Annotated in this window: 18 protein-coding genes; 2 read left to right on the forward strand and 16 right to left on the reverse strand. The window is 63.1% G+C overall.

All coding sequences use genetic code 11. The annotated features are described in order from the left end of the window. Positions 1-79: 79 nt before the first annotated feature. Together VIN30_RS06710 and VIN30_RS06715 are read right to left on the reverse strand one after the other, a co-directional pair. Complete coding sequence (locus VIN30_RS06710; protein ID WP_338210271.1) at positions 80-238, reverse strand: hypothetical protein; 159 nt, start codon at positions 236-238, stop codon at positions 80-82. A 108-nt stretch (positions 239-346) separates the two neighbouring features. After that, positions 347-1777, reverse strand: coding sequence for a helix-turn-helix transcriptional regulator (locus VIN30_RS06715; RefSeq protein ID WP_338210273.1), 1431 nt, complete (start codon positions 1775-1777; stop codon positions 347-349). A gap of 241 nt (positions 1778-2018) precedes the next feature. Between VIN30_RS06715 and VIN30_RS06720 the strand changes: the two genes are divergently transcribed. Continuing rightward, complete coding sequence (locus tag VIN30_RS06720) at positions 2019-3701, forward strand: FAD-dependent oxidoreductase (RefSeq protein WP_338210274.1); 1683 nt, start codon at positions 2019-2021, stop codon at positions 3699-3701. Positions 3702-3780: 79 nt separating this feature from the next. On the opposite strand, the gene VIN30_RS06725 is transcribed toward VIN30_RS06720, so the two are convergent. From VIN30_RS06725 to VIN30_RS06775, 11 genes are all read right to left on the reverse strand, one after another. Further along, complete coding sequence (locus VIN30_RS06725) at positions 3781-5097, reverse strand: ATP-binding protein (RefSeq protein ID WP_338210276.1); 1317 nt, start codon at positions 5095-5097, stop codon at positions 3781-3783. A gap of 178 nt (positions 5098-5275) precedes the next feature. Then, positions 5276-7036, reverse strand: a complete 1761-nt coding sequence (locus VIN30_RS06730; protein WP_420915320.1) for an ABC transporter ATP-binding protein — start codon at positions 7034-7036, stop codon at positions 5276-5278. 77 nt (positions 7037-7113) lie between these two features. Then, complete coding sequence (locus VIN30_RS06735; protein WP_338210280.1) at positions 7114-9417, reverse strand: HelD family protein; 2304 nt, start codon at positions 9415-9417, stop codon at positions 7114-7116. Continuing rightward, on the reverse strand, positions 9410-9829 hold the full coding sequence (locus VIN30_RS06740) for a peptide deformylase (protein WP_338210281.1): 420 nt from the start codon (positions 9827-9829) through the stop codon (positions 9410-9412). The genes VIN30_RS06735 and VIN30_RS06740 overlap by 8 nt, the downstream gene beginning before the upstream one ends. 258 nt (positions 9830-10087) lie before the next feature. Further along, positions 10088-11134, reverse strand: a complete 1047-nt coding sequence (locus VIN30_RS06745; RefSeq protein ID WP_338210282.1) for a hypothetical protein — start codon at positions 11132-11134, stop codon at positions 10088-10090. A 171-nt stretch (positions 11135-11305) separates the two neighbouring features. Continuing rightward, positions 11306-12211, reverse strand: a complete 906-nt coding sequence (locus VIN30_RS06750; protein ID WP_326424520.1) for a LysR family transcriptional regulator — start codon at positions 12209-12211, stop codon at positions 11306-11308. Between the two features lie 105 nt (positions 12212-12316). Next, entirely contained in the window at positions 12317-13969 is a 1653-nt protein-coding gene (locus tag VIN30_RS06755; protein ID WP_326424521.1) for an FAD-dependent oxidoreductase, read from the reverse strand. Between the two features lie 260 nt (positions 13970-14229). Further along, positions 14230-14475, reverse strand: coding sequence for an FAD-binding protein (locus VIN30_RS06760; protein WP_326424522.1), 246 nt, complete (start codon positions 14473-14475; stop codon positions 14230-14232). Positions 14476-14616: 141 nt separating this feature from the next. Continuing rightward, complete coding sequence (locus tag VIN30_RS06765; protein WP_338210284.1) at positions 14617-15024, reverse strand: HepT-like ribonuclease domain-containing protein; 408 nt, start codon at positions 15022-15024, stop codon at positions 14617-14619. Next, positions 15021-15323: a nucleotidyltransferase family protein gene (locus tag VIN30_RS06770; protein WP_326424524.1), complete on the reverse strand. Its 303-nt coding sequence runs from the start codon at positions 15321-15323 to the stop codon at positions 15021-15023. Before VIN30_RS06770 ends, VIN30_RS06765 begins: the two co-directional genes overlap by 4 nt. A 269-nt stretch (positions 15324-15592) precedes the next feature. Further along, positions 15593-17323 carry an FAD-dependent oxidoreductase gene (locus VIN30_RS06775; RefSeq protein WP_338210285.1) on the reverse strand — a complete coding sequence of 577 codons (1731 nt, stop codon included), beginning with the start codon at positions 17321-17323 and terminating at the stop codon, positions 15593-15595. 350 nt (positions 17324-17673) lie between these two features. Here VIN30_RS06775 and VIN30_RS06780 point away from each other — a divergent pair, with 350 nt between their 5' ends. Continuing rightward, a complete protein-coding gene (locus VIN30_RS06780) occupies positions 17674-19044 on the forward strand; it encodes a helix-turn-helix transcriptional regulator (protein ID WP_338210286.1) in 1371 nt (456 codons plus the stop codon). Between the two features lie 15 nt (positions 19045-19059). Here the strand turns inward: VIN30_RS06780 and VIN30_RS06785 are convergent, their stop codons facing one another. From VIN30_RS06785 to VIN30_RS06795, 3 genes are all read right to left on the reverse strand, one after another. Continuing rightward, positions 19060-20652: an ABC-F family ATP-binding cassette domain-containing protein gene (locus VIN30_RS06785; RefSeq protein WP_326424527.1), complete on the reverse strand. Its 1593-nt coding sequence runs from the start codon at positions 20650-20652 to the stop codon at positions 19060-19062. A gap of 274 nt (positions 20653-20926) precedes the next feature. Continuing rightward, the gene (locus tag VIN30_RS06790) at positions 20927-22471 is read right to left on the reverse strand and encodes an MFS transporter (RefSeq protein ID WP_338210287.1); all 1545 of its coding nucleotides are present in this window, start codon (positions 22469-22471) and stop codon (positions 20927-20929) included. Positions 22472-22684: 213 nt separating this feature from the next. Continuing rightward, complete coding sequence (locus VIN30_RS06795) at positions 22685-23497, reverse strand: MBL fold metallo-hydrolase (RefSeq protein ID WP_338210288.1); 813 nt, start codon at positions 23495-23497, stop codon at positions 22685-22687. Between the last annotated feature and the right edge of the window lie 9 nt (positions 23498-23506).

The raw sequence follows: 23506 nt of genomic DNA on the forward strand, positions 1-23506 counted from the left end.
CTCGTGCAAATTGCGAACACTTGAGGTTACCACAACCCGCCTTTTCGCAGGGCGCACACGAGCCCTTCGCATCGGCTTGTCACGAAAACACGATGGCCGGGCATGAGAAAATACCGCGCTCCGCCTGACGGTCGGCACGGCGCATCATGCCAGGCCGCACCCACTGATACCGCGGCCGAGAACGGGCCGCCGACGCAATGGTGAAGCTGTAGGCCCCGCACTTCAGCGGTCCCGCCATCCCCCCATTCCTTATTCACCGCAAAATATGCGGCGGATAGATTGCCAATCGCCGCACGAGACGGTATGCGCGGCGCCAAGCTTCACCCCATCGCGGCATGCGAGGTCGTCAGCTTTCGGGTTGCCAATTATCGATGAGCGATATCAGCTCCTGTCGGGAATGGACATCGCATTTTGCATACAGGTGCACGATGTGAGATCTGACCGTGTTGGTGCTCACGCAAAAAGACTCAGCGATAAATGACGAGCTGCGCCCCTTCGCAAAGAGCAGCATGACCTCGCATTCCCTCGCGGTTAGCCTATAAGCCTCGGACACTGCCGCGGCCTTCTCGTCAAACGACCGCTCCCCCGCCGCCGCGTTCTTGCCGGAAACGGGAGCGTCTCCCCATAAAAAGCCTGCTATCGTCTTATCGTTCAAAAGCCAGATTGCGGTTACGATGAGCAGCGAGACGAGCAAGAGCCCGAGCACCGAGTACGCATCCGACGAAAAGAAGAGGTGCTCGACGACCGAGAGCCCCGACCCAAGCGCCTGGGCAGCTCCCGTGAACACCGTGTTCCATCCGAAAACGCGCCACGCCGACAGGCCGTTCCGACGCACAAAGTCCATCAGGGCATAGCAAATCACCAATTCGAACATACCCTCGGCCGCCTCGACCAATACTGTCGGGAACCAGGCAAAATCCCGGTAAACGGACATGAACACAAAGGCGAACAACATCGCTGTGACGGCGAGCTTCGACCCAATAGCCGGCTCCCTGTCGCGGGCAGCGTACAGGACGAGCAAAAGCATGAGCAGCGCGAGCGCGTGGGCGAAGAACTCGTGGGGCGTGTTGTCGATGTGGGAGTAATGGTACACCGTGAATTGAAGGAAGCCGAAACTCGTCATGAGAACCCCCGCGCCCACCACGGCAGCCCAGCGCCAAGGCACCAATTCGAGCGGTTTCGCGTCGGCAGCATCGCTGGAATCGGCAGCAGGCGGCTGCGCCGAGGCAGCAATGAGGATACTGGCACTCGCCGAGAACATGATTGCCGCAAGCAGGACAAGCACCGTTCCGTCAAGCGTCCACAGCAACGTTCCGGCTGTTGAGATCGCCGCCGTCACCACAATTGCCCGTCGTCCGGCATTCTCCGAGCTGCCGGAGAGCACCTTCAGCCAGCAAATCATAACGATGGCCGCGGCGACTACGAACAGAGAGAATCCCGCCAGCATAAGAAAGGGCACCTGGATAAACAGCGCGAATACGAACACCCCGATCAAGCCGACGCTCGCAACGGCATAGAGGGCCCCTCTTCGCAGAAACATGTTTCCGCGTGGACCGATCATCGCGAACAGAAGCCCCACGGCCACCACGAGGGGCCGGAGCGTCAGGTACGTCGAAGTAGGAATATCCGGGGTCCCAAGACTTCGCGATACGCAGAGGACCACCATTTCCTGAGAGGCCCAGCACAACCCCAATCCAATCGCGAACATCGCCGCAAAGACGCGACTCTCCCTATCGCCTCTCACGTCATGCCCTCCCTCATTCGCCTCTTCAGCCATCCCATTGTACCTCATTGGAAACTCCCCCATTATAGAGCTACCCCTGCCGAAGCGCAGCTACGCCCGAGCCTCTGAACGGGGGAAACGGGATTTCACTCATTTTGCATGAGAGAGTTTTTCCCATATTTCACTCATTTCTCTTGGTTTCAAGCCCCCCGATGCGCCTTTACAGTCATCCCGTCTTTTGGCGAAAACCTCAACTCTCCAAAAGAGCAACGGTAGCTCACGAAAGGAAAAGGGAATGGAAAAACACGGCTATATTCCGTCGGGGGGTCCCCAACTTAACCGCCGCAACTTCCTGCACATGGCAGTTGCAGGATTGGCAGGAGGAACTGCTTTGCTCGCCGGCTGCGCCCCCAAGCAAAGCTCCGATCCCGACGCACTCTCCGCAACCGGCGAGGCCGGCACCAAAAGCTCTTGGCGCACAGCTCCCGAGCCCATTGACGAGAGCCTCATTACCGACACGGTCGAAGCGGACGTCGTCATCATCGGTGGCGGCATTTCCGGAGTCAGCACGGGTGCCGCAGCCATCGAAAACGGCTTGAACGTCATCGTGCTCGAGCAGAACGAGGAGCCCCGCATGATGGGCTTCGACTTCGGCGGCATCAACTCCACCCTGGCAAAAGAAGCCGGATTGGAGCTGTCGGATGAGGAAATCTACCAGATGGTTCGCGACTGGACCCACATGTCGGCCAATCGCGTGCGTCCGGATATCATCCTGAACTTCGTTCGCGAAAGCGGCCCGGCGCTGGACTGGGTCGTCGAGAAAGCCGTCAACTGGGGCTGCCGACCCGTGCTGGCCGCCATGAAGAGCGAGAGCGACACCTATTACAACTACATCCGGCCCATCGAGTTCCCCGACGGGCCGTTGTACGACCCTTCCAAGGGCCAGTTCGGCGGCAACGACATCATCACATGCCTGCGCAAGGAAGTCGAGGCGTCGGGCCAGTATCTGACCAATACAAAGGCAGAGCAGCTCGAGAAAGAGGGCGGAAGCGTCACCGGCGTCATCGCGTCGAAGGGCGATGGAAGCTATGTGCGCTACAAGGCATCGAAGGGCGTCGTTTTGGCGACGGGCGATTTCGGCGCCAACGAGGAGATGATGGAAGAGCTCACCGAGTTCGACTTCGCCTCCTACAGCAACCCCCTCGACTACAGCAACGTCTCGCTCGGCACGGGCCTGGGACATCGCATGGGCCTTTGGGCCGGCGGCGTCTTCCAGATGGGACCTCAGCCCCTTATGCTTCTGCCGATGACTTACCCGTACTTCTACCTGCACGTCAACAACCTCGCCAAGCGCTACTGCAACGAAGACTGCGACTCGGTCAACATGTGCATCAATCAGCTTCAGCAGCCGAACGGAACCTCTTGGTCCATTTTCGATGCGAAATGGCGCACCGAGATTCCCGCGAGCCTTGAGGTGTCCGGCGGAATGAGCTGGGACCAAGACTTCCGCGAGCTCGGGACCCCCTGGAGCGTCGAAAACGAGGAGGCCTGGCTGCAGTACGAGCTCGAGTCGGGCTCGCTGGTTATGGCCGACACGCTGGAAGAGCTCGCCGAGAAAACCGAGCTTCCCCTGGAATCGCTCAAGGAAACCATTGCACGCTACAACGAGCTCGCCGAAGCGGGCAACGACCTCGACTTCGGAAAACGCCGCGAGCTTATGACCACCATCGCAGAGCCGCCTTTCTACGCATTGCGCATGCTCAGCGAAATGTGCGTGACGGTCGGCGGCCTCAACGTGGACGTCAACCACCAGATCCTCGACGAGAACGCCAATCCCATCCCGGGCCTGTACGGAGTCGGCAATGTTGCCGCCGGCTTGTTCGGCGTCGACTACATCGAGGCCCCCGTGCCGGGCATCAGCCTGGGCCGATGCGTGACGTTCGGCAAGAACCTCGGAGAGCACCTGGCAACTCTCTAGCAACACTCAAAGCTATACCGCAGGGCCGCAGCGCCCTTCCCAGATCGGGCCCGCATCCCCCTCCCCGGCGGGCCCGATCCTATTGAAGCAGCTCCGGTTGCAGCAGAAACGGGATGACGCCCATATAGGTTATGCCCTGCTCATCAGTCCACGGCTGCTGCGAACCGCCTACTATCACGTATTTCCTGAAGAAGTCGTCGCTCTTCAAAAGCGGAGTGATTTCCTGTCGCTTCTTCGCCTCGCCATCCAGACGGAAGGCCGACTGGATATACGCCCTCTCGTGACCGCGATTCACCACGAAGTCAATCTCGCGCATCGTGTCGGTACGCCTCCCGTCCTTCGTCTCCACAACGCGCACGGCACCAACGTCGACCGAATAACCACGCAGCGCAAGCTCGTTGAAGATGATGTTTTCCATGAGGTGCGTTTCCTCGATTTGCCGAAAATTGAGGAGGGCATTGCGAAGCCCCACGTCAGTCGCGTAGAACTTCATGGGATAGTCGAAATAGCGCTTGCCTTTGACGTCGTAGCGCTCGGCCTTCGAGAAAATAAAGGCATCCTCGAGAGCATCCAAATAGCGCTTAACGGTTTTGTCTGAAATGCCCACATGAGCCACGGTATTCAGGGTATTTGTCAGCTTGGTCGGATTGGTGAGCGATCCCACGGCAGACGCCAGCTCTTTCACCAGCTGATCGAGGGCCCCGAGGTTCTCGATATCGAAGCGCTCGACGATATCGGCCCTATAGACGGTATTGAACAGTCCCTTCAAATACGCCTCTCGCTCCCACTCGTCGGGCTCAAGCGCCGCGACGGGCATTCCGCCATACACCACGTAGCGATTCCAGGCGTCGGCCTTCTCGAGCCCGCTGTAGCCGCAATATTCCGCAAAGCTCAGCGGCCACATGCGAATCTCGCTGCCACGATCGCGGAAGTTGGTCACGATATCGGAGGAGAGCATGCGAGAATTGCTGCCCGTTACATAGACATCCAAGTTATCTCGCGCAATAAGGTCGTTGAGCACGTCGTAGAAAGTCGTATAGAGAAGGTCGCGATCCTCCTTGGGAACCATGCTCTCGTCCACGTCGGGACGCCTTACCCGGTAGCTCAGCTGAATCTCGTCGATGAACACATAGTGCATCTCAGGAGAGGCCGTGCGCTCCACGATGTACTGGTACAGCTTCTCGGGGTTGCGCAGATCCTCGAACTCTTTGCGATCGAGGGCGATGTCGACAATCCGATCATTTCTCACGCCGCTTGCCAAAAGGTGCGCTCGGTACAGGTTCGACAGGAGGAAGGATTTTCCGCAGCGGCGAATACCGGTGATGATTTTCACGCGGCCGTTGTGCTGTTTCGCAACGAGCTTCTCCAAGTAGCGAGGGCGTTCGATGACGGTCATAGCTCACCTCCCAATCATATGGCTCCGAACTTCACCCATAAAGTGGGAAAGTTCGGAGCCATATTACCGCGTATTGAGGCATTTTTCAATTTTTGGCTCCGAACTTCACCCACAAGGTGGGAAAGTTCGGAGTCAAGCTAGCTGAGTGCCTTGAGGAAAACCACGGCAGCGAAACGTCCTACTCCTCCCCATAGGCGCCGGTTTGGCGGTTCCAGAGGCGGGCGTAGTCGCCGCCTTTGGCCACCAGCTCGGCATGGGGACCGTCCTCCGCGATGCGGCCCCGGGACAGCACCACGATGCGGTCGAGGCTCGCCACCGTGGACAGGCGGTGCGCCACCACGATGGCCGTACGGCCCTCCATCAGACGCGCGAGCGCCTCCTGCACCGCCGCCTCGCTTTCCGAGTCCAACGCACTCGTGGCCTCGTCCAACACCAGGATGGGGCAGTCGGCCAGCATGGCGCGGGCGATGGCGATGCGCTGGCGCTGACCACCCGACAGCTTCACACCGCGCTCGCCGGTCACGGTGTCGAAACCCTGTGGCAGCGCCTCGATGAACTCGAGCGCATTGGCCGCGCGAGCCGCCTCGCGGATCTCATCCATGGTGGCGTCGGGCCGCCCGTAGGCGATGTTCTCGGCAATGGAGCGGTGGAACAGCAGCGCCTCCTGGGGCACGTAGGCGATGCTCCGGCGCAGACTCTGCTGGGTTACGTCGGCCACGTTCTGCCCGTCCACCAGAATCTCGCCCTCCTGAATGTCGGCCAGGCGCAGCAGAAGCTTCGTGAGCGTGGTCTTCCCCGCCCCGCTCATGCCCACGAGCCCCACGCGCTGGCCGGCGGGAATGTGCAGGTTGAAGTCGTCGAACACCTGGGTTTTCACGTTACCGTCGGTGTACCAGAAGTTGATGCCTTTGAAGTCGATGTCGCCGAGCTCCACATCGAGCGGACGGGCTCCCGGCGCATCTGCCACCAGTCGCGGCTCGTCGAGCACCGCCGTCATGCCGCTCGCGTCGCCCAAGGCCTGGTTGATGCGCTGCAGGCCCGTGTTGATGAAGTTGAACTGGTTGGTCACCGTGTTCGTGTAGGTGAACATGAGGATGACCGTGCCCGGCGTGATGCCGAACCAGGCGTTGCCGCCCGAGATGAACACCGTCACCACGCTCATGATGACCACGGTGATGGCCGCCGTGGTGATGCCTCGGGCGAGAGAGGCCCGCATGCGCTTGGAGTCGCGCGCCACCACTTCCCGATTCGCCGTGTCGAACAGCCCCCGCTCGTAGTCCTCGCGCCCGTAGGTCTTCACGGCCAGAATGTTGGCCACCGCGTCCGACAGCTCGCCCGAGAGCTGGTTCTGGGCGCTGGCGGCCTTCTCGTTCAGGTGCAGGATGCGCTTGTACATAAGGTAACTCACGGTCGCGTACACCGCGAGCATGATCAGAAGCACGGTCGCGTAGGCCGGCACCGCGGGGAACAGGATGAGGCAGGTGAAGGTGATGGAGCAGAGAATGGGCAAGAACGGGAAGTTCATGGTGCTGATCAGCTGGGTGTAGCCAGCCATGAACTTCGAGGTCTGGCTGACGAGCGTGCCGCCGAAGCGGTTGGAATGGAACGCCAGCGATTGGTTGCACAGGCAGTCGAAGGCCGTGGTGGCCAAGTCGTAGTTCACGGCGATCTGGAGTTTCCACAGCGTGTAGTCCTGCAACTTGGAACAGGCCTGGCCCGCCAAGTTGATGCCGATGAGCGCCGCAATGTAGGGCCCGAACACCGCGAACACCTCGTCGGCGGCCACCGGGGCCGCGCTGATGCGGTCCACGATGAGGCTCATCACGTAGGGGTTGCCATAGGTGAGGAAGCCGCAGAACCCGATCGTCGAGGCGACGAGCGCAACGAACAGACCCAAATGGCGGCGCGTGGCCAGCCAGTAGTAATGCAAGCTCCGCATCGTCAACGATTGCTCCTTCGCCATAGCTCCTCTTCTCGTTGTTGCATCTCCCCGCCGGTCGGAGCCGCCGGACAACCCTAGTGCGCCAGCAGTTCCGTCAGCTCGCCGTTGGCCAGGATGGTGACGTGGCGGGTGGCGCGGGAGATGGCGGTGTACAGGCGGCGGCGCGCCAGGTCGGTGACGGGGAACACGCGCGGCGAGGCGTCGGCGATCACCACGCTGTCGAACTCCAGCCCCTTCGCCAGCGCGAGCGGCAGCACCACCACACCGCCGTCGGGCAGGCTGTCGTGCTCGCCGAGCACCACGGCGCCCTCCCCCAGCACCTTCGCCATACGCCGCGCCTCGCTCTTGTAGGGCACGATGACCGCCGTGAGCTTGTCGGTACCGGCCGCATCATCCACCACGCGGCGCAGGGCGCAGGCCCACTCGTCGGCATCAGCGGCCACGACGATCTCGGGGGCGGGCGCCTCGCGCTGCACCGAGGACACCTCCATGGCCTCGCCCGGCGGCAGCAGCGACGCGAACAGGTCGGTAATGGCCGGCGTGGAGCGGTAGCTCGTCATGAGGCGGCACGCGCTCACCGCGCCGCGCTCGGCCTCGAACACGGCGCGAATCTCGCCCCAGGGTGCCGTGCCCTCGGCGATGGCCTGGTTCGGGTCGCCCAGAAGCAGGAAGTTCGCGCGGCGGAAGTAGCGGGCCATCACAGCCAGCTGGCCGGCCGAGTAATCCTGCACCTCGTCGATCATCACGTACTTTGCATCGGGGTTCGAAAGGCCCGTGAGCGCCATCTTCAGATACACCCACTCCACCGAGGTGAGCCCGTCGCGGCCCATGAGGCGTCGGGCGATCTCGTCCACGTCGAGCCAGTCCATGGCGCGCACCTGGCGCAGGGCGTCGGCGTACTTCTCGCGCACGTAGGTGAGGGCGAGCGCACGGGCCTCCTCATCGGATTGCGGCTCGAAGGTCTCGCCGAACAGGCGCAGCTGCTCCTCGATGGGCAGATCGGCTATCTCGTCGTGGGTGTCCTCGTCAGCGGCGATGCCCTTCAAGCGCGCCTCCAAGCGCGCGCTCAGCTCCTCGTTCATAAGAGTCACGCGGTGCGGCCCGGCGGGCAGATGGTCGAACTTCGCCGCCACCTTCGCCACGGCATCGCCTCCCACCAGACGCGTGCCGGCGGCCGCGATATCGCGGAAGTCGGAGCGCTCGAAGGCAAAGCCAGCCAGCGCCGCATCGATGGCCTGCAGGCGCTCGTAGGACACGTCGCCCTCGCCCGCGCCGCGGCCGGCGGGCAGAAGCGGCGCCAGGAACTCGGCCCAGGTGAGGATCTCGGGGTTGCGCTCGCCCAAATCGGGCAGCACGCGGTCGATGTAGCGCCCGAACACCGGGTTCGGCGAGATGAGGAACACCTGCGTGGGGTCGAGGGTGCCGCGGTGCTGGTAGAACAGGTACGCGATGCGCTGCATGAGCACCGAGGTCTTCCCCGATCCCGCCACGCCGGCCACCTGCAGCACCGGCACGTCGGCATGGCGCACCACCTGGTTCTGCTCCTTCTGGATGGTGGCCGTGATGGCCTGCATATGGGCGGAGCGGCCACGCGAAAGCGAAGCCAGAAGCAGCTTGTCCTCGATGGCCACGTCCGAGTCGAAATAGCCGTGCAGCGTATCGCGGCTAATCTCGAACTGGCGGCGCAGCCTCAGGTCGGCGCGAATGACGCGCCCGTCGGCCTCGTAGCTTACCGGCCCCATGGCCTGGCTGTAGTACACCTCGGCCACTGGGCTGCGCCAGTCCACCACCAGGCGGCGATAGTTCTCATCCGACACGCCGGCCGACCCGATGTAGAGTTCCTTAGTCGGCGCGCTCGGCTTGAACTGAAGCTCGATCTTCGCGAAGTAGGGCTCGCGCAAGAGCACCTCCACCGCGCGCAGCCGCTCGGCCTGCACGGAGTTGGCCATGTCGTGGGCCTCGATGATGTTGTTCATGGCCACGATGTCGGCATGGGTTTCCAGGATGTCGTCCCAGGTGGCGAAGTTCACGGCCAGCTCGTCGGCCATGTTCTTCTTGTCCTCGGCAGCTTGGGCGGCCACCGCCTCCATGGCGGCCACGGCATCGCGGCCGATCTTCTCCAACTTGCCGTAGGTTTCCGTCAGGTGCGCCTGCTCGGCAGCGAAGATGGGGTCGGCGGCTTCCCCGCCCTGGTCAGCGGGACGGCTGAAGCCGTCCCCTACGGAAACCTCCCCCGCCGTCGGGGCTCCCCCTGCGGTCGAGGCTCCCCCTGCCGTCGGGACTCCCCCTGCCGTAGGGGCGGGCTTCAGCCCGCCCGCGCAAGCTGCCGAATCCAAGACGCCCGCGCGATCGACGGGCTGCTGCGCCTCCCTAGACAAGGATGCCCTCGCAGTGATCGATCATGTGCTGCACGGCCTGGGCGGCGTTGCCTTCCATCTTCTTCTTGCGCGGCACCAGCTTGCCGTCCACCAGCGCGTCGTAGCTCACGCGAATCCACTCGTAGCGCACCACGCCCGAGGCTTCCTCGCGCGACAGACACGCTTCCACGGCGGTGTAGGGACGCAGCTTCTGCACCAGCGCGGGATTGAACAGCACCACGGGCTTGCCGGCCTCGTTCAGATAGGCCACGATGCGCTTCGTCTCGCCGATCTGGTTGGCAGCCAGGCACACCGCCTCGTCGTCGGCCAGCAGCGTGTCCACCAGATCCTCGGCAATGGCCGCGTCCTCGGCCGTGGCCGCATCGCACGGCTTCGACAGAATCTCCTCGTCGGTCACGATCTCTTTAATCACGGGGACTCCTTCAGGTTTGCGACGCCTGGGCGCCGCGTTCTCGGAAAATGCGACTATCGAGTATAGCACGCCGACGGGCCGCCACCCATGCTGCAACCATGGCGTTTCCGCGATATCGGTGCGTCCCTTCTGCGCTCTTTCCGCCCCGCGCCGCGCTTCGAAGCAGTGACGTTCTATAATGAAGTTACGGGCCACCTCCCCATCGCCGTTGCCGATCTCCCGGGAGCCCTTGCAACAGCAAGCCGTCGACCGCGGCGATCATTCGCCGTTCATGCTCAGGGCGTACACCATGCCGGCCCCGTACAGCTTCCCGAACAGGTACTTGTTGCTGGCCGATTCCTCCGACACGTACACCCGGCCCTCGTACGACTCGATGCCCTCGGTCATGGGCGGCGCCTGCACATCCTCAACCAAACTGCGGCCGTCAAGGCAATACAGCGGCACTTCCCTTCCCCCTACCGAGAACACGCCATCCTGAACCACCAGCGCCGTATCGTAAGCCAGCAGATGTGATGTCGCAATACCGTAGGACTGCGACAGCACCAGCCGTCCGTCGTCGGTCGTGCACACCCCCTGGATCATGCCGGGAATGGAATATACCCGCGCCGGCTGGGATGCCACGCCGAAGGGGGCATTGGGGTCTAGCGGAAAGGCGTAGACGACCGCCGGGTTCTCGGCGCCATCGGGTGTGGTGATGCGGTGGGCCGCCGGCGTCTCGTAGTCGCCGGGATAATAGAAGTTCCCCAGCAGCATCTGGTCGCCCTCGATGTTCATGAAAGCGGGCGAGAAATCCACGTCCACCCGCGATATGGCGCTCACCGTGCCGCCGTCGGGCACCGACCCCACCTCCTCGGCATCCAGCACCAGGTAACCGCCCTCGCAGGCCAGGTAGGCATAGGCCCCGGCGCTGGTAATGGCCGAACCGTGGCCTACATAGGGCGTGCCATCGGGATTCTCCACTTGCAAGCACGCCACCGTGCCGTCCGCATCGCGCCGGTACAGCGGCGAGGAACCGTCGCCAGTCACATAGCCGCTGAACAGCCAGCAGTCATCGGCCTCCAGGTGATCCAAATCCTGGCAGATGAAACCCTCCTGCACCCCCGGGATGGCGAACGCCGGCTCGGCTTCGGCGAAAAACGGGGCGAACGCCGTGCGCACGTAGATATTCAGCCCGATCACCACCGCCGCCACCAGGGCCGCCGCCGCAAGCACCACGATGCCGACCACTTTCAGCGGCCGCACACGCCGACGAGAAGTCGAAGCCCCCTGTGCCGCCACCTCTTCCGCCACCACGCCCTCTGCCACAAGACACCCCTTCCCGCATGGCGCGCCCGGTGTGTTTCCACGAGAACCGATGCGCCGCATTCCGCAAACCCGCTCAGCATAGGGCACGGAAACGCCGACGAGGCGCCAGATCGGCAAACCGTCAACGAGCAGAGACATACCACCTGCCACCGCCATCGGCAGGACGGCCGATCAACGCGTCCAGGCATCGGCCAGAAAGGCCGCACCCTCCTCGCGAAAGAAGCGCTCGGCGCAGGCGACGAAGTCGAGGACCGGCCGGGGAGCGTCAGCGCGGTAGATGACGCCCTGATCGATGGTGTCGCCATTCAGACGTACGGGCACAAGCGGCGGGCAGCAGCTGGCGTAGTACTGGCCCGGCAGCGGAATGACCCCGTGCCCCTCCATGACCACACGCATGATGAGTTCCTTGCTGAAATCGGCCTCCACCACCGCCGCTCCCTCCTCGGCCAGGGCGAAAAGCGCCTCAAAGGAGGGCAACCCGCGGTAGTCCGACTGGATGTAGACCGTCACGCCGTCAAGCGCCTCGTGGCCCACCTCCGTGCAGTCGGCTACGAGACTCGCCGGCGACACGCACAGGTACACCGGGTCGTTGAACAGATGGGCGAAGCGCAGGTTCTCGAAAGCCGCATCGGCGCTCGGCGGCGTGGCGAAGCACACGTCGGACAGGCCGTCGCGCACCCCCTCCACCCAGGTGGACTCCGACGCGAAGCGAAACACCACCTCGATATCGGGGAAGCTGCGGGTGAAGTAGCTGATGAGCGCCGGAAAGAACGAGGGGAACGGCTCGTTGGACAGATGCCCCACGCGCACGCGATTGCGGGCCAGCGACACTGCCCGAGCCAAGCCGTCCTCGTACACGCTTACGATCGTGCGCGCCGTCTGCAGAAACGACTCGCCAGCTGGGGTGAGCGTCACGCCCTGGGCGCTTCTCGCGAACAGGGCAAAGCCCAACTCACGCTCGAGTGTTTGAATGCGCTGGGAAAACGAGGGCACCGAAACGTAGGAGCGCGCAGCCGCCTTTGAGAGGCTGCCCTCTTCCGCGGCAACGATGAAGCTTTTCAGCTGCTGGTCGTTCACAGCCCCTCCTGCCCCGCGCCCTCGGACGCGAACGTGCGGGACGGCCGGAAGCCCCGGCCGTCCCGTTAAGTCTACCCTACTTTTCCCGCGCGAAACCGCACGCCTCTAGCCGAGCAGTCCCAAGTTCAGCGCGTGGTTGGCCGCCTTGAAGCCGCGATAGTAACCCTGGCCCGTAGTGGCCGTGGCGCCCGGATAGGCCGAGCCAAAGATGTTGGAGGCGTTGTTGCCGCAGCTGTACAGGCCCTCGATGGGGTTGCCCTCGTAGTCGAGCACCTGGGCGTCGGTGTTCACGTCCAACCCGCCGCAGGTGCCGATGGTGCCGGGTCCGACGCGCACAGCGTAGAACGGCGCCGTGGCGATCTTGCCGAGCCAGATGTTCGGCGTCTCGGGCGTCTCGGGCAGCGAGAACTCCAGAAGCGAGGTGTAGTTGCTCTTACCGCGGGCGAAGTCCTCGTCGACGCCGGTGTCGCAGAAGCCGTTGTAGCGCTCCACCTCGGCGGCAAGGCCGGCAGCATCGATGCCGCAACCGGCGGCCAGCTCCTCCAGCGTGGCGTACTCGCCGAGCCACTCCGGCTGGCTCTCCTCGTTGGCCGGCCAGCCGAAAGACGCCACATGGTCGGCGTCGAATACCAGGTAGGCCGGCAGGTTCGGCACCGAGCAGGTCTTCGCGTCAAAGGCGCCGAAGGACATGCCCATCCAGGGGTAGCCGGAGCTCTCGTCAGTGAAGCGCTTGCCGGCGGCGTTCACCATGATGGCCCCGGGCAGACCGGCGTAGTCACCCCAATCGGTGGCCGTCTCCACCATTTCGGCACCGTCGCCGAGCACGTAGAAGGGACAGCCCCAGTAGGCCTCCATGTTAGCCAGCGCCGCACCGGCAGCCACGCCCATGCGGTGGCCGTCGCCGGTGTTCTCGGCCACGCTGAGAGAGCCGTACAGCGGCACGCTCATGAAGGCCTCGCGCATGGGATCGTTGTGCTCGAAGCCGCCGGCGCCCAAAAGCACGCCCTTGTCGGCCTTCAGGAACAGATCGGACGAGCCGTCCTTGGCCTTCACGCCGACGACCGCGCCGCCGTCGCCCAGCACGAGCTCGGTGGCCTCGGTGTTGAGGTAGGTGTCAACACCGTTCTGCTCCACCTGGGGAATGAGGATGTCACCGAACAGCTGCTCGCCGACGATCATCTCGCCGTTGGCGTCCACGGGCGAGATGGAGCGGCCGGCGCGCTTCGATCCGGGAAGGGACGTGTAGTCGCCCACCAGACCGGAATCCAGCACCATGCCGAGGTTCTCCTCGCACCACTCGAACACGGCGGCAGCGTGGTCCAGGTAGTCCTGCTTGGTCTCGCGGGTCGATCCGTTGTAGACGTCGCAGGCCTCCATGTAGCCCATGATCTCCTCGTCGGAGAGATCCTCGCCAAGACCCATGGCCACCTGCTTCTGGTTCTTGGGCACCCAGGCGCCGGCGCCAGAAAGGCGCGTGGTGCCACCCAGCTGCTTGCCCTTCTCCACGATGGCCACCTTAGCGCCCTGGGAGGCGGCGGTCAGCGCGCCGACCAAGGCAGTGCCGGAGCCCACCACCACGAAGTCGTACTCGCCGTCCCACGACTCGGGCGCCCCCGTACCGGAACCGCCGTTGGTGTCGGCCATACCCTGGCCCGTCGGCGCGCAGCCGGCGGCCATGCCCAAAGCGGCCAGGCCCAGCATGCCAGCTGAAGCTGTTTTCATAAACGTGCGACGGGAGACCTGGTTGTTCTCGATCATTCCGTTACCCTCCTCAATACCTTTGCTTAACGGGCAACTCTTTTGTTGCTCTTCGCTCATCATAGTCAGTGGCATCCTGTTGCGGAATTACATGGTTTGGAAGATGGTTTAAGGTTGAACCCTTAAGCCAAGAAACCCCGCCGAGGGAGACAGCGGGGCTTATTGGCTTAAAGGCAGGCAGACATCGGCGGGGAGGGAGGGGAGCCGATGCCCGACAACGGGAAATGCTGGGAAGACCAGGGGCGAGACGTCCTTGCGCCTTAGGACTGCGCCGCCACCCGACCCGCGTGGCGGCCGAAGGTGATGGAGCGGCCCGAGGCAATGCCGGCAGCCACGCCCAAGTAGGTGGCGCCGAGGAAGCAGCTGGACACGTCGCCGGCAGCGAACAGACCGGGGATAGGCTCGTTGGCCTCGTCGAGCACGCGCATGTCCTCGTCGATGATCAGGCCGTCCATGGTGTGACACACGTCGTTCACCGTGCTACGTCGGCTGAAATCTTTGCTCATTGCCTTCCCCTCCCTCCCGTGGAATTGGGTTGGTGGCGCTCCTTCGCGCCCTGCATCCAGCATAGGAGTCCGCCCCCTTGAGCGGAATTACAGCTTCTGTTAGAAAGCCTTAGGGAAAGCGCTTAACCTTAGAGGATCAAATCATGGGACAGCGTGCCCTCGGCGATTTTCATCGACCCCTTCCGCCTCCGACGTATCGCAATGCATTTCACCCTCGCCCAATAGCCCTTCAATCTGCTCAACGACCTCTGGGAGTTCGTCGAACAGCACGGCTGCGATCATCTTCCAATTGACACCCTCGTAATCATGCACAAGGCGATGGCGCAGGCCGGCGATTTGCGCCCAAGGCACTTCGGGGTGAGCATCGGCGTATGCGCGCGAAACGCAGTTTGCCTGTTCGCCAATATTGTAGAGCGGTGTTGTGATGAGCCACTGAACCTCGAAGTCCCTCAGCACGGCCTCTTCGTCAATCGACCTTTCATCGACGACGGACAGCAACTGGCGGCCAACCTCGGAAATACGCGCAAGGCGATATGCGTCATCTCTCATAGCGCAACGGCCTCCCGAAGCACAGTATCGCGAAAGGGGCCAGCATCCAGCTCAGACATCTCGAAAACATCGACCCTCTTTCCCGAAAGCCGATGAAGATCCTCCGCAACCCCGAAAATATTCAGAGGGCGAAAACCGGGGTTTCCCTCGATAATGAGATCGATGTCCGAATCGCCATCGGCCTCGCCTCGCGCATACGAGCCGAAAAGACTCGCCGAACGCATATCGTACTTGGCCAGCAACGGAAGCACCATGGCGCGAATGTCATCCGTGCTCAACACCGTCGTAGCACTCGCCATGGCCACCTCCTTCTTCGGTTATCGGCTCTTGCATCATATCATGAAACGCAGGCATGCCTGAGCCATGTCACCCGATAGTGACGAGGCGGTCTTGATAGGCGCTGGAAAGGCGCGTCATGCCGACCAGCTGTTTGCCCTTCTCCACGATAGCCGCCTTAGCGTCCCAGGAAGCAAAACGCGCCCCCGACCGGGAGGGAGTCGGGAGCGCATCGGCCTCTTACGACGGCGGAAACAAGGGGAGGGAGGTATTCCGTCCGTCGTCGAAGGCTCTAGGATTGGGCGGCTACGCGGCCGGCGTGGCGGCCGAAGGTGATGGAGCGGCCCGAGGCAATGCCGGCAGCCACGCCCAAGTAGGTGGCGCCGAGAAAGCAGCTGGACACGTCGCCGGCAGCGTAGAGACCCTCGATAGGCTCATTGGCCTCGTCGAGCACGCGCATGTCCTCGTCGATGATCAGGCCGTCCATGGTGTGGTACACGTCCTGAAGGTTGCGCTCGGCGTAGAACGGCGGGGTGTCGAAAGGAGTCAAGCGGAACGCCGGCTTGTAGAAGTCGGTGTCCTTGCCAGCGGCCACCAGCTCGTTGTAGCGGGCCACCTCGACCTTGAAGGTGTCGGCGGGGATATCCAGGCGCTCGGCCAGCTCGTCGAGGGTGTCGGCCTTGATCACGGTACCCGACTCAACCATCTCGTCGATGGAGGCCTGCACGAACTCCGTGTCGCCGAACAGCTGCAGCGCGCCGTTGTCGTAGGGCGTGAAGCGGTAGGCATGGTATACGTTGAACTTCTGCGCGTAGTCGGCCCAGTTGCTGTCGTACAGCGTGATGAAGTACGGATCCTTCTGGTAGGCCAGCTCGTGGCTCGTGGAGTCGAACAGGTCGTCCTCGTTGCAGAAGCGCTTGCCTTCGGTGTTCACGCGCAGGAAGGGCAGCATGCCGCACATAGAGAAGCCGAGCGTCGCAGGATCGATGTCCTCGTAGGCCACACCTTCGGGAATGATCTGCTCGGGAGCGCAGCTGCAGGCATGGGCCAGGTCGAGCACGCCGCCGGCCCACAGGCCCGCCTTAATGCCGTCGCCAGTGGCGCCGGGCATGGACTCCTTGATGGCGGGAGCTACGCGCACGATCTCAGGCTGCAGGGCCGACATCATATCCGGGTTCATGGAATAGCCGCCCGTGCACAGGATGACGCCCTTGGCGGCGTTGATGCGGATGGGGCCCTCGGCGGTCTCGGCGTAGGCGCCCACCACGCGGCCGTCCTCCTTGATGAGCTTGGTCATCGTGGTCTCGAAACGACAATCGGCGCCAAGGCCGCGAGCGTAGTTGATAAGCGTCTCGCAACCCCGGTTGTTCATGGGACCGACGTTCTCGATCGGCGTCACGCCCTCTTTCCACTGAACGTAATGGCAGGTGTCGAAGGACGGAATGCCATAGGGGGTGTACTGGTCGTCGTCGGAAGGCTTCGCCTGGCGGATGCTCGCCTTGAAGCCGGCCTCAGTCACGCGGTCAGTGTACCAGTCGTAGGTCTCACCGGACTCGTTGAACCATACATTGGCCACGCGCTGGTTCTGGCGGAAGCCGGAGGTGTGCTGGAAGCAGCGGGCCAGCAGCTCCACATCAAGCGTCGAGTTCACCTCGGCCTGGATCTTGGTACCCACGGCGCCGATGTCATCGCGGATGCCACTGGAGTTGCCCTCGGCGTACTTCTCGATGAGCACCGTCTTGGCACCCTCCTCGGCAGCAGAGCACACGGCGAAGCACCCGGCGGTGCCGGCGCCAACCACAAGCACGTCGCAATCGACAGTTTCCGCAAGCGAGCTCTCATCAACCTCGGGCTCGGCGCCGAGCCAGGCGGGAGAGCCGTCGGCGGCGGCAGTCGCACCAGTCTCGCTCAGCGACTCCTGCTTCTGCGGCGCGCAGCCGGCAAGGCTCGCGGCGCCCACAGAGGCGGCGATGACGCCCGCTCCCGCGAGGAAGCTGCGTCGGGTCAGTTCGGTGTTGGACATGATCCCTCCTATTTGGTTACGTGGTGTCCTCCTCCGCGAGGCAGTCCCCTGACCAGCTCGCGGCGCATCCGACCTTTGTCGGACAAGGACAAGTCTGCCGCGTCCCATGCGCTCCCCCAAGCCCCGAAACGCTGTATTTTCGGGTCATGCAAAACGCTGTATATTTGCAAAACACCTGATCATCACCTACCGAAAAAGTGCCCTGTCGAAAAAAGTTGCGCTATCATGTTTTCAAGCACAAGTCGGCCAGGGAGGGGCCTGATATGGCGAACACGCACAGCACAGCTCACCCCTGGAAAAGCTGTGCCCTCGCCGGGGGCGCACTTGGCTGCCTTTTTTTGTACGAGGAGATGATCTGCTCGGGTCTCATGCTCACCGGCACGGCGCTCTCTGCAGTGATGTACCCGCTGTACTGCCTCGTGCAAGTGCTCGTCTTTCTGCCGCTGCTTTTCGCCCCCTCTCTTGCCGACCGCACGCCGGCCACCGCCATCGCCGTCACTGCCGCCTGCAGCATGCTGGCCGGGGCCACCATCGCCATAGTGTCCATAGGGGACTCCATGCCCTTTGCCGTCGCCTTTGCCGGATTCCTGTTGGCCGCGGCGGGACCTGCCCTTTTCAAGCCCCTCCTGCTGCTGCGCATGGCGCACTTCCCACTCAACGCCATCAAGTTCATCGTAACGGGGGCTTTTCTCGCCCGATTCTTCGTCATGCTGCTGCCCATGCTGCTGCCAGCCTCAGCCGATGTGCTCGTTCTCCTGCTGGGCCCCCTCGCCGCCATCTTCTGGATTCTCGGCTCGCGTTCCGGCTCTCCCCGCGTCGCAGCACCGGTGTGCATCGCCATCGCGCCCCGGTCCCTTCTCCCGGTCGCAGTGGCGTTTGCCATTCTCACCATAGGCTGCACGGCGCTCTCGCCGCTCTCCGTCGATCCCTCGTTCAGCTACATCGGCAGCGGCCCCTTCGGAGGCGCAACGGGATGGATCGTCACCCAATCGGCCGCGGCGCTGATCGTTGTCGCGTTGCTGTTCGCCATCCCCGACCTCGTGTATGCCACAGCCGCCAAGGCCATGGGCACAGCGGCCATTCTCGCCTTCGTGGTGTTCATGGGCGCCGGAGCCATCATGGTGTCGTGGAACGTGTCGCTGGTGGCCCTGAACCTGCTTATGATCATCCCGCTCGTCGCCATGGTCGACTTCGCCTCCTATGCCGCGTTCCGCCCCGCCCGCATCATCGCCGGTTACCTGGTAGCTTACGAGGCGTCCGTGGCCACAGGGTCGCTGCTGGGGCTGGCCGAGACCACTCTGAGTCCCCTGTTCGGCACGGTGACCGTGCTGGGACTCGCCCTGTGCTGCCTCGTGGTCATCGCCGTGGTGTGGCTCGCCACGGAACGGAACATGGACCGGTTTTTCTGGGGACAGCCCCTCAGCCTGGCGCACCCCGCCGACCCGGATGCCGCCGACGGCACCGCCAGGCATCCGGCCGCCTCCCCCGCCACGCCCGACGTTCGCGCCACGGCCGAGGCCATCGCCGCTGAGCACGGCCTTACCGCGCGCGAGACCGACGTGCTGGAACTGCTCACCCGCGGGCGTTCGTCCACTTTCATCGCCGAGGAGCTGTGCCTGAGCCCCAATACCGTGAGGACGCACATCTCGCGCATCTACGCGAAATGCGATGTCCATTCCAAGCAGGAGCTGCTCACCCTCGCCCAGAACCACGAAAGCTAGCGGGAGCGCAACCGCTCAGGCGACCTCGGCGTACTCGTCGTAGCCGTAGGGGAAATAGTAGGCCCCCTCAACGGGATCGAACACGATGAGCGCATCGGCTACAGCACGGAGAAACGCGCGGTCATGGGAAACGAACAGCACGGTGCCCGCATAGCCCCGCAGTACCCGCGCCAGCGCCTCTTTGCCAGGGATGTCCATATGGTTGGTGGGCTCGTCCAGCAAAAGGAAGTTCGGACGACGGGCCATCATGCGGCACAGCTCGAGACGCGCCCGCTCGCCGCCCGACAGGCGCGAGATCGCCTTGTTAACGTCGTCGCCGCCCAAGAGAAACGAGCCGAGGGCTCCACGCGCCTCGTTGTTGGTAAGTCCGGGAAACTCGCTCCAGAAGCTCTCCAACACCGTCTGGTCGCCCGAGGGCGCGGCAATTTGCTGCTCGAAGTACGCTAAATCGGTACTGCCGCCGAAAGCGAAACTGCCCGCCAGGGGGGCTACTCGGCCCGCAAGTGTTTCCAAAAGCGTCGATTTCCCACAGCCGTTCGGGCCGATGACGCCCACTTTGCGCCCGCGCTCAATAGAGAAGCTCAACCGGCCCAGTTCGCCTCCCTCGCGCCCGAGCGCCAGATCGCGGGCCTCAAGCGCCTCGGCGAATCCTCGCCGCGCCGGCTCGAAGAGGGGATTGAAGGTTTTCAGATCGTACTTGCGCGGGGGCTCAAGCCTCACCATGCGATCGAGCTGGCTGCGTTTGGCCCGGGCCATGGCTGCCTTGGTGGGATGCCCCTTGAATGACTCGATCGTCTGCTCAAGGCGGGCAATCTCTTCCTGCTGGGCCTCGTAGGCTCGCTGGCGCTTATCCCAGGTGCGCTCCTTCTCTGCCACGAAGGCGGTGTAGTTGCCCGCGTAGCGCTCCATGCGCCCGTACTCGATCTCGTAGACGACCTCGGCCACATTGTCGAGGAATTCCCGGTCGTGGGAGACCACGACCACAGCGCTCTCGTACGACTTTAGATAGCTCTCGAGCCACTGTATCGTGGGAATGTCCAAATGGTTGGTCGGCTCGTCGAGCAGCAACACGTCGGGCTTATTCAGCAGCACCTGGGCGAAGGCAATGCGGGTGCGCTGCCCGCCGGAAAAAGACGAAAGAGGCCGCTTCGCGTCATCGCGCGTGAACCCGAGGTGACGAAGCACCGATTCGTAATCCGCCTCGTACTCGTAGCCCCCTTGGTGGGCGAACAATTCAAGAGCGTCCACGTACTTCTGAATGACCTTCTCGTCCGGGTCGGACTCCATGCGCACCTGCAGGCGGTCGATACGTTCGCGCAGCTCGTTGATGGCGGGAAAGGCTTTCCTCACCTCGTCTTCCAAGGTAACGCTGTCATCGTTGAAGGCCACTTGCCGCAAGAAACCGACGGTAAGTCCGCTGCGACGCGACACCGCTCCTGCAGGCTCCGCCGTCTCGCTTCCGACAATGAGATTGAGCAGCGTCGTCTTCCCGCAGCCGTTACGTCCAACCACAGCTATCTTTTCGTTCCCCTTCACAGCGAACGATGCATCGGAAAGCACGATGTCCGCCCCATGAGACACCGTGGCATGACTTATGCTGATTTTCATAAAACCCCCTTCGGCTGCGCCGACGCCACAGTCGGCACCCATTCTTAGCAGCGCAAAAGCTCGATGCCCTCCGAGGCGCCGAGGTTGCGGTGGTAGCGCTTCGTTTCCACGGCATCCCAATGGTCGTGAACACCCAGTGAATCTCTTTTTGATGCACAGCGATAGCAGCAGCCTGAAGGAGGCGCGCCGACAAGGGCCGCCTCATGCAAATACCCCTCAGCGCCGTACTGGACAGACAATGCCGGGTTCCTACCTACGACCGATGGGGTCCTTCCTACTCTTCTATCTCTTCGGTAATGGAAAGGCCGTTCGGAATGAGGCGCGCAATGGCTACACAGGCCAGCGCGATGACGATGCCGCCTATGGCCGAAGCCACGACGACAGAGTGGTCGAAAGCCCGGACAGCCTCGGCGAGCAGTTCTGTCGCACCAGCCTGCTGAGCGATAGCCACGGCAGCCGGGAACGACTCGCCCGCCGCCGAGATAGAGGCAGCGTCAAGCCCCGAGGCCGCAAGTGCAGCCGGGTCAAGCCCCAGCACATACACGATGGAGGCCACCGATCCGATGACGGCAACACCCAAGACATTGCCCATATCGTAGGCAACTTCCTCGCACGCTGCCGCGCTCGAAGCCTTCTCGCGCGGCGTAGCGCACATGATGACGGCAGAGCCCACTGAAAGGGAGCCCGTGCACAAGCCCGCGAGAACCGTGGAGACGATAATAGGGGCAAGGGTGAGGTCATCGATGAAGGGCAACAGCATGAGCATTCCCACCGCACCTATTCCCAGACCACCCAGCAAGACCGGCTTGGCCCCCAAACGCATCGCCAACGCAGGAGCCGCCATGCCGGCCACGATGCTTGCCACCGCCTGGGGGATGAGCAACATGCCGGATTCGAGAGGCCCCGAGCCATTCACCAGTTGCAGCCATTGCGACAGCAGAAACAACTGGGCCGCCATACCAAACATGGAGCAGAGGGCCGTGATCACACCCCCGCGAAACGGCCTGAGCGAAAACAACCTTAAGTCGAGCAACGGCGTCTCAGAATGCAGGCACCGCACAACGAAAAGCACCATAAGGCCGATGCCCGCAACCAGAGCAGCAAGACCCTCGGAGTTGAAAAACGAAAGCTCTGCGGCCAGATGCTTGATGCCCCACATCATGAGCACCATGGCCAAAAGCGCCAGCAAGGCTGCCGGCGCATCCCACGCACCGGCTCGCCTCACTTTGATTTCAGGAAGAATGAGCAGACCGACAAACACGACAAGACCCATGAGCGGGACATTGACGAGAAATGCCGCATGCCAGCTGAAATGCTCGAGAAGAAAGCCTCCGATAAGCGGTCCTAGCACCATGCCAAGACTTCCCAGAGCCGACCAGGCCGCCAGGGCCGTAGCCCTCTCTTTTGAGTCAGTGAATACCGAGCGGATCATAGATATCGTCGTCGGCATGATAAAGGCGCCGCCGATGCCCAGCACTGCGCGAATGGCGATGACGGCGCCGGCCGAAGAAGCGAACATGATGGGCGCCGAAGCGACACCGAAGATCGCTGCGCCTAGAAGGAAGGTCTTCTTCCGGCCCAACCGGTCCGAAAGAGAGCTCGAAGGCACAAGCAGGCCTGCCAGCACCAAAGAATAGGCATCGATGATCCACAGCTGCTGGTCGGAAGTCGGTTGAATCTCCGCCACCATGTGGGGCAGCGCGATGTTCAGGATGGTCATATCCATGGACACGACCAGTTGCGCGAAGAGCAGCACAGCAAGCGACGCCCAACGTCTCCTCGCTGAAATGTGAGGGGGAATCTGAATCGTGTCGGACATAGCGCATCCTTCTCGTCGACGGGCCGAAACCTCGTTCGCCCTAACCTGCAGGCTCCGAGCTCACTCGGCATCTTCCAATCGACTGAGACGGCTCGCCGCCCGTGCCATTACGATGACCAGTCCTCCGATGACGCATCTAGTTTATTCAACTGCCAGATAAAGTCAACGAGGGCGAGACGCCCCCACCGCGCCCCCACAAAACAGCGCCTTCCCTTACTCGATGGTGACGAGGCGGTCCTGGTAGGCAACGGAAACCGCCGTGGAAAGGCCGCGCTCGGCAATGACCGCCTGGAACGTCTCGCGGGGCAGGCGGTAGGTGTTGTTCTCCTGGGACACGTGCATGGCCACCACCCGCTCCAGCCCCTCGTGGGCGAGCCGCGCCAGGGCCTCGCGCGCCTGCTCGTTGGAAAGATGCCCGCACTCGGAGGCGATGCGCTGCTTGACGACGTAGGGGTACGGGCCCGTCTCCAGCATGCGCGCGTCGTGGTTGCTCTCCAGGGCCAAAAGCCTCACACCGACCAGCGCCTCCCAGGCCTCCTCGGTCACAACGCCCGTGTCGGTCACGTACCCGAGGGAATCCGACGTCTCGCCGGCAAGCTCGTCGAAGCGGAAGCCGTAGGAGTCGGCGGCATCGTGGGAGGTGCGGAAGGGGTGCACGACCATCCCGGCAAGCGTCAGCACGTCCCCCGCGCGAAAGGACGCGAACGCGGCACCGACGCTGGCCACGGCATCGCGCAGGGGTGCTGAGGCCGCGAAGACCGCATCGCTCGCGTGCACCGCCGGGCACACGCCGGCCTTCGCCAGGCCGCGCATGACAACGCCAAGCCCCTTCACGTGGTCGCCGTGGTCGTGGGTGACGACAACGGCGCGCAGTCCCGCCACGTCGAAGCCGGCCTCGGCAGCGCGCGAAAAGAAATCGCGCTTGCAGATGCCGCAGTCCACCAGCACACCTTCGCCCGTGCGCGCGTTCTCCACAATGGCAGCGTTGCCGCGGCTCCCGCTGGCGAGCACATGCAGCTTCAACATGGACGACGA

The sequence above is a fragment of the Adlercreutzia wanghongyangiae genome, from assembly GCF_035989245.1.
Taxonomy (GTDB): Bacteria; Actinomycetota; Coriobacteriia; order Coriobacteriales; family Eggerthellaceae; genus Adlercreutzia; species Adlercreutzia wanghongyangiae.

What these genes read in the sequence shown, in the direction of transcription:
- VIN30_RS06710 (WP_338210271.1), bottom strand. Translation starts at nt 238, where the DNA reads ATGGCGGGACCGCTGAAGTGCGGGGCCTACAGCTTCACCATTGCGTCG.
- VIN30_RS06715 (WP_338210273.1), bottom strand. Translation starts at nt 1,777, where the DNA reads ATGGCTGAAGAGGCGAATGAGGGAGGGCATGACGTGAGAGGCGATAGG.
- VIN30_RS06720 (WP_338210274.1), top strand. Translation starts at nt 2,019, where the DNA reads ATGGAAAAACACGGCTATATTCCGTCGGGGGGTCCCCAACTTAACCGC.
- VIN30_RS06725 (WP_338210276.1), bottom strand. Translation starts at nt 5,097, where the DNA reads ATGACCGTCATCGAACGCCCTCGCTACTTGGAGAAGCTCGTTGCGAAA.
- VIN30_RS06730 (WP_420915320.1), bottom strand. Translation starts at nt 7,036, where the DNA reads ATGCGGAGCTTGCATTACTACTGGCTGGCCACGCGCCGCCATTTGGGT.
- VIN30_RS06755 (WP_326424521.1), bottom strand. Translation starts at nt 13,969, where the DNA reads ATGATCGAGAACAACCAGGTCTCCCGTCGCACGTTTATGAAAACAGCT.
- VIN30_RS06760 (WP_326424522.1), bottom strand. Translation starts at nt 14,475, where the DNA reads ATGAGCAAAGATTTCAGCCGACGTAGCACGGTGAACGACGTGTGTCAC.
- VIN30_RS06765 (WP_338210284.1), bottom strand. Translation starts at nt 15,024, where the DNA reads ATGAGAGATGACGCATATCGCCTTGCGCGTATTTCCGAGGTTGGCCGC.
- VIN30_RS06770 (WP_326424524.1), bottom strand. Translation starts at nt 15,323, where the DNA reads ATGGCGAGTGCTACGACGGTGTTGAGCACGGATGACATTCGCGCCATG.
- VIN30_RS06775 (WP_338210285.1), bottom strand. Translation starts at nt 17,323, where the DNA reads ATGTCCAACACCGAACTGACCCGACGCAGCTTCCTCGCGGGAGCGGGC.
- VIN30_RS06780 (WP_338210286.1), top strand. Translation starts at nt 17,674, where the DNA reads ATGATCTGCTCGGGTCTCATGCTCACCGGCACGGCGCTCTCTGCAGTG.
- VIN30_RS06785 (WP_326424527.1), bottom strand. Translation starts at nt 20,652, where the DNA reads ATGAAAATCAGCATAAGTCATGCCACGGTGTCTCATGGGGCGGACATC.
- VIN30_RS06790 (WP_338210287.1), bottom strand. Translation starts at nt 22,471, where the DNA reads ATGTCCGACACGATTCAGATTCCCCCTCACATTTCAGCGAGGAGACGT.
- VIN30_RS06795 (WP_338210288.1), bottom strand. Translation starts at nt 23,497, where the DNA reads ATGTTGAAGCTGCATGTGCTCGCCAGCGGGAGCCGCGGCAACGCTGCC.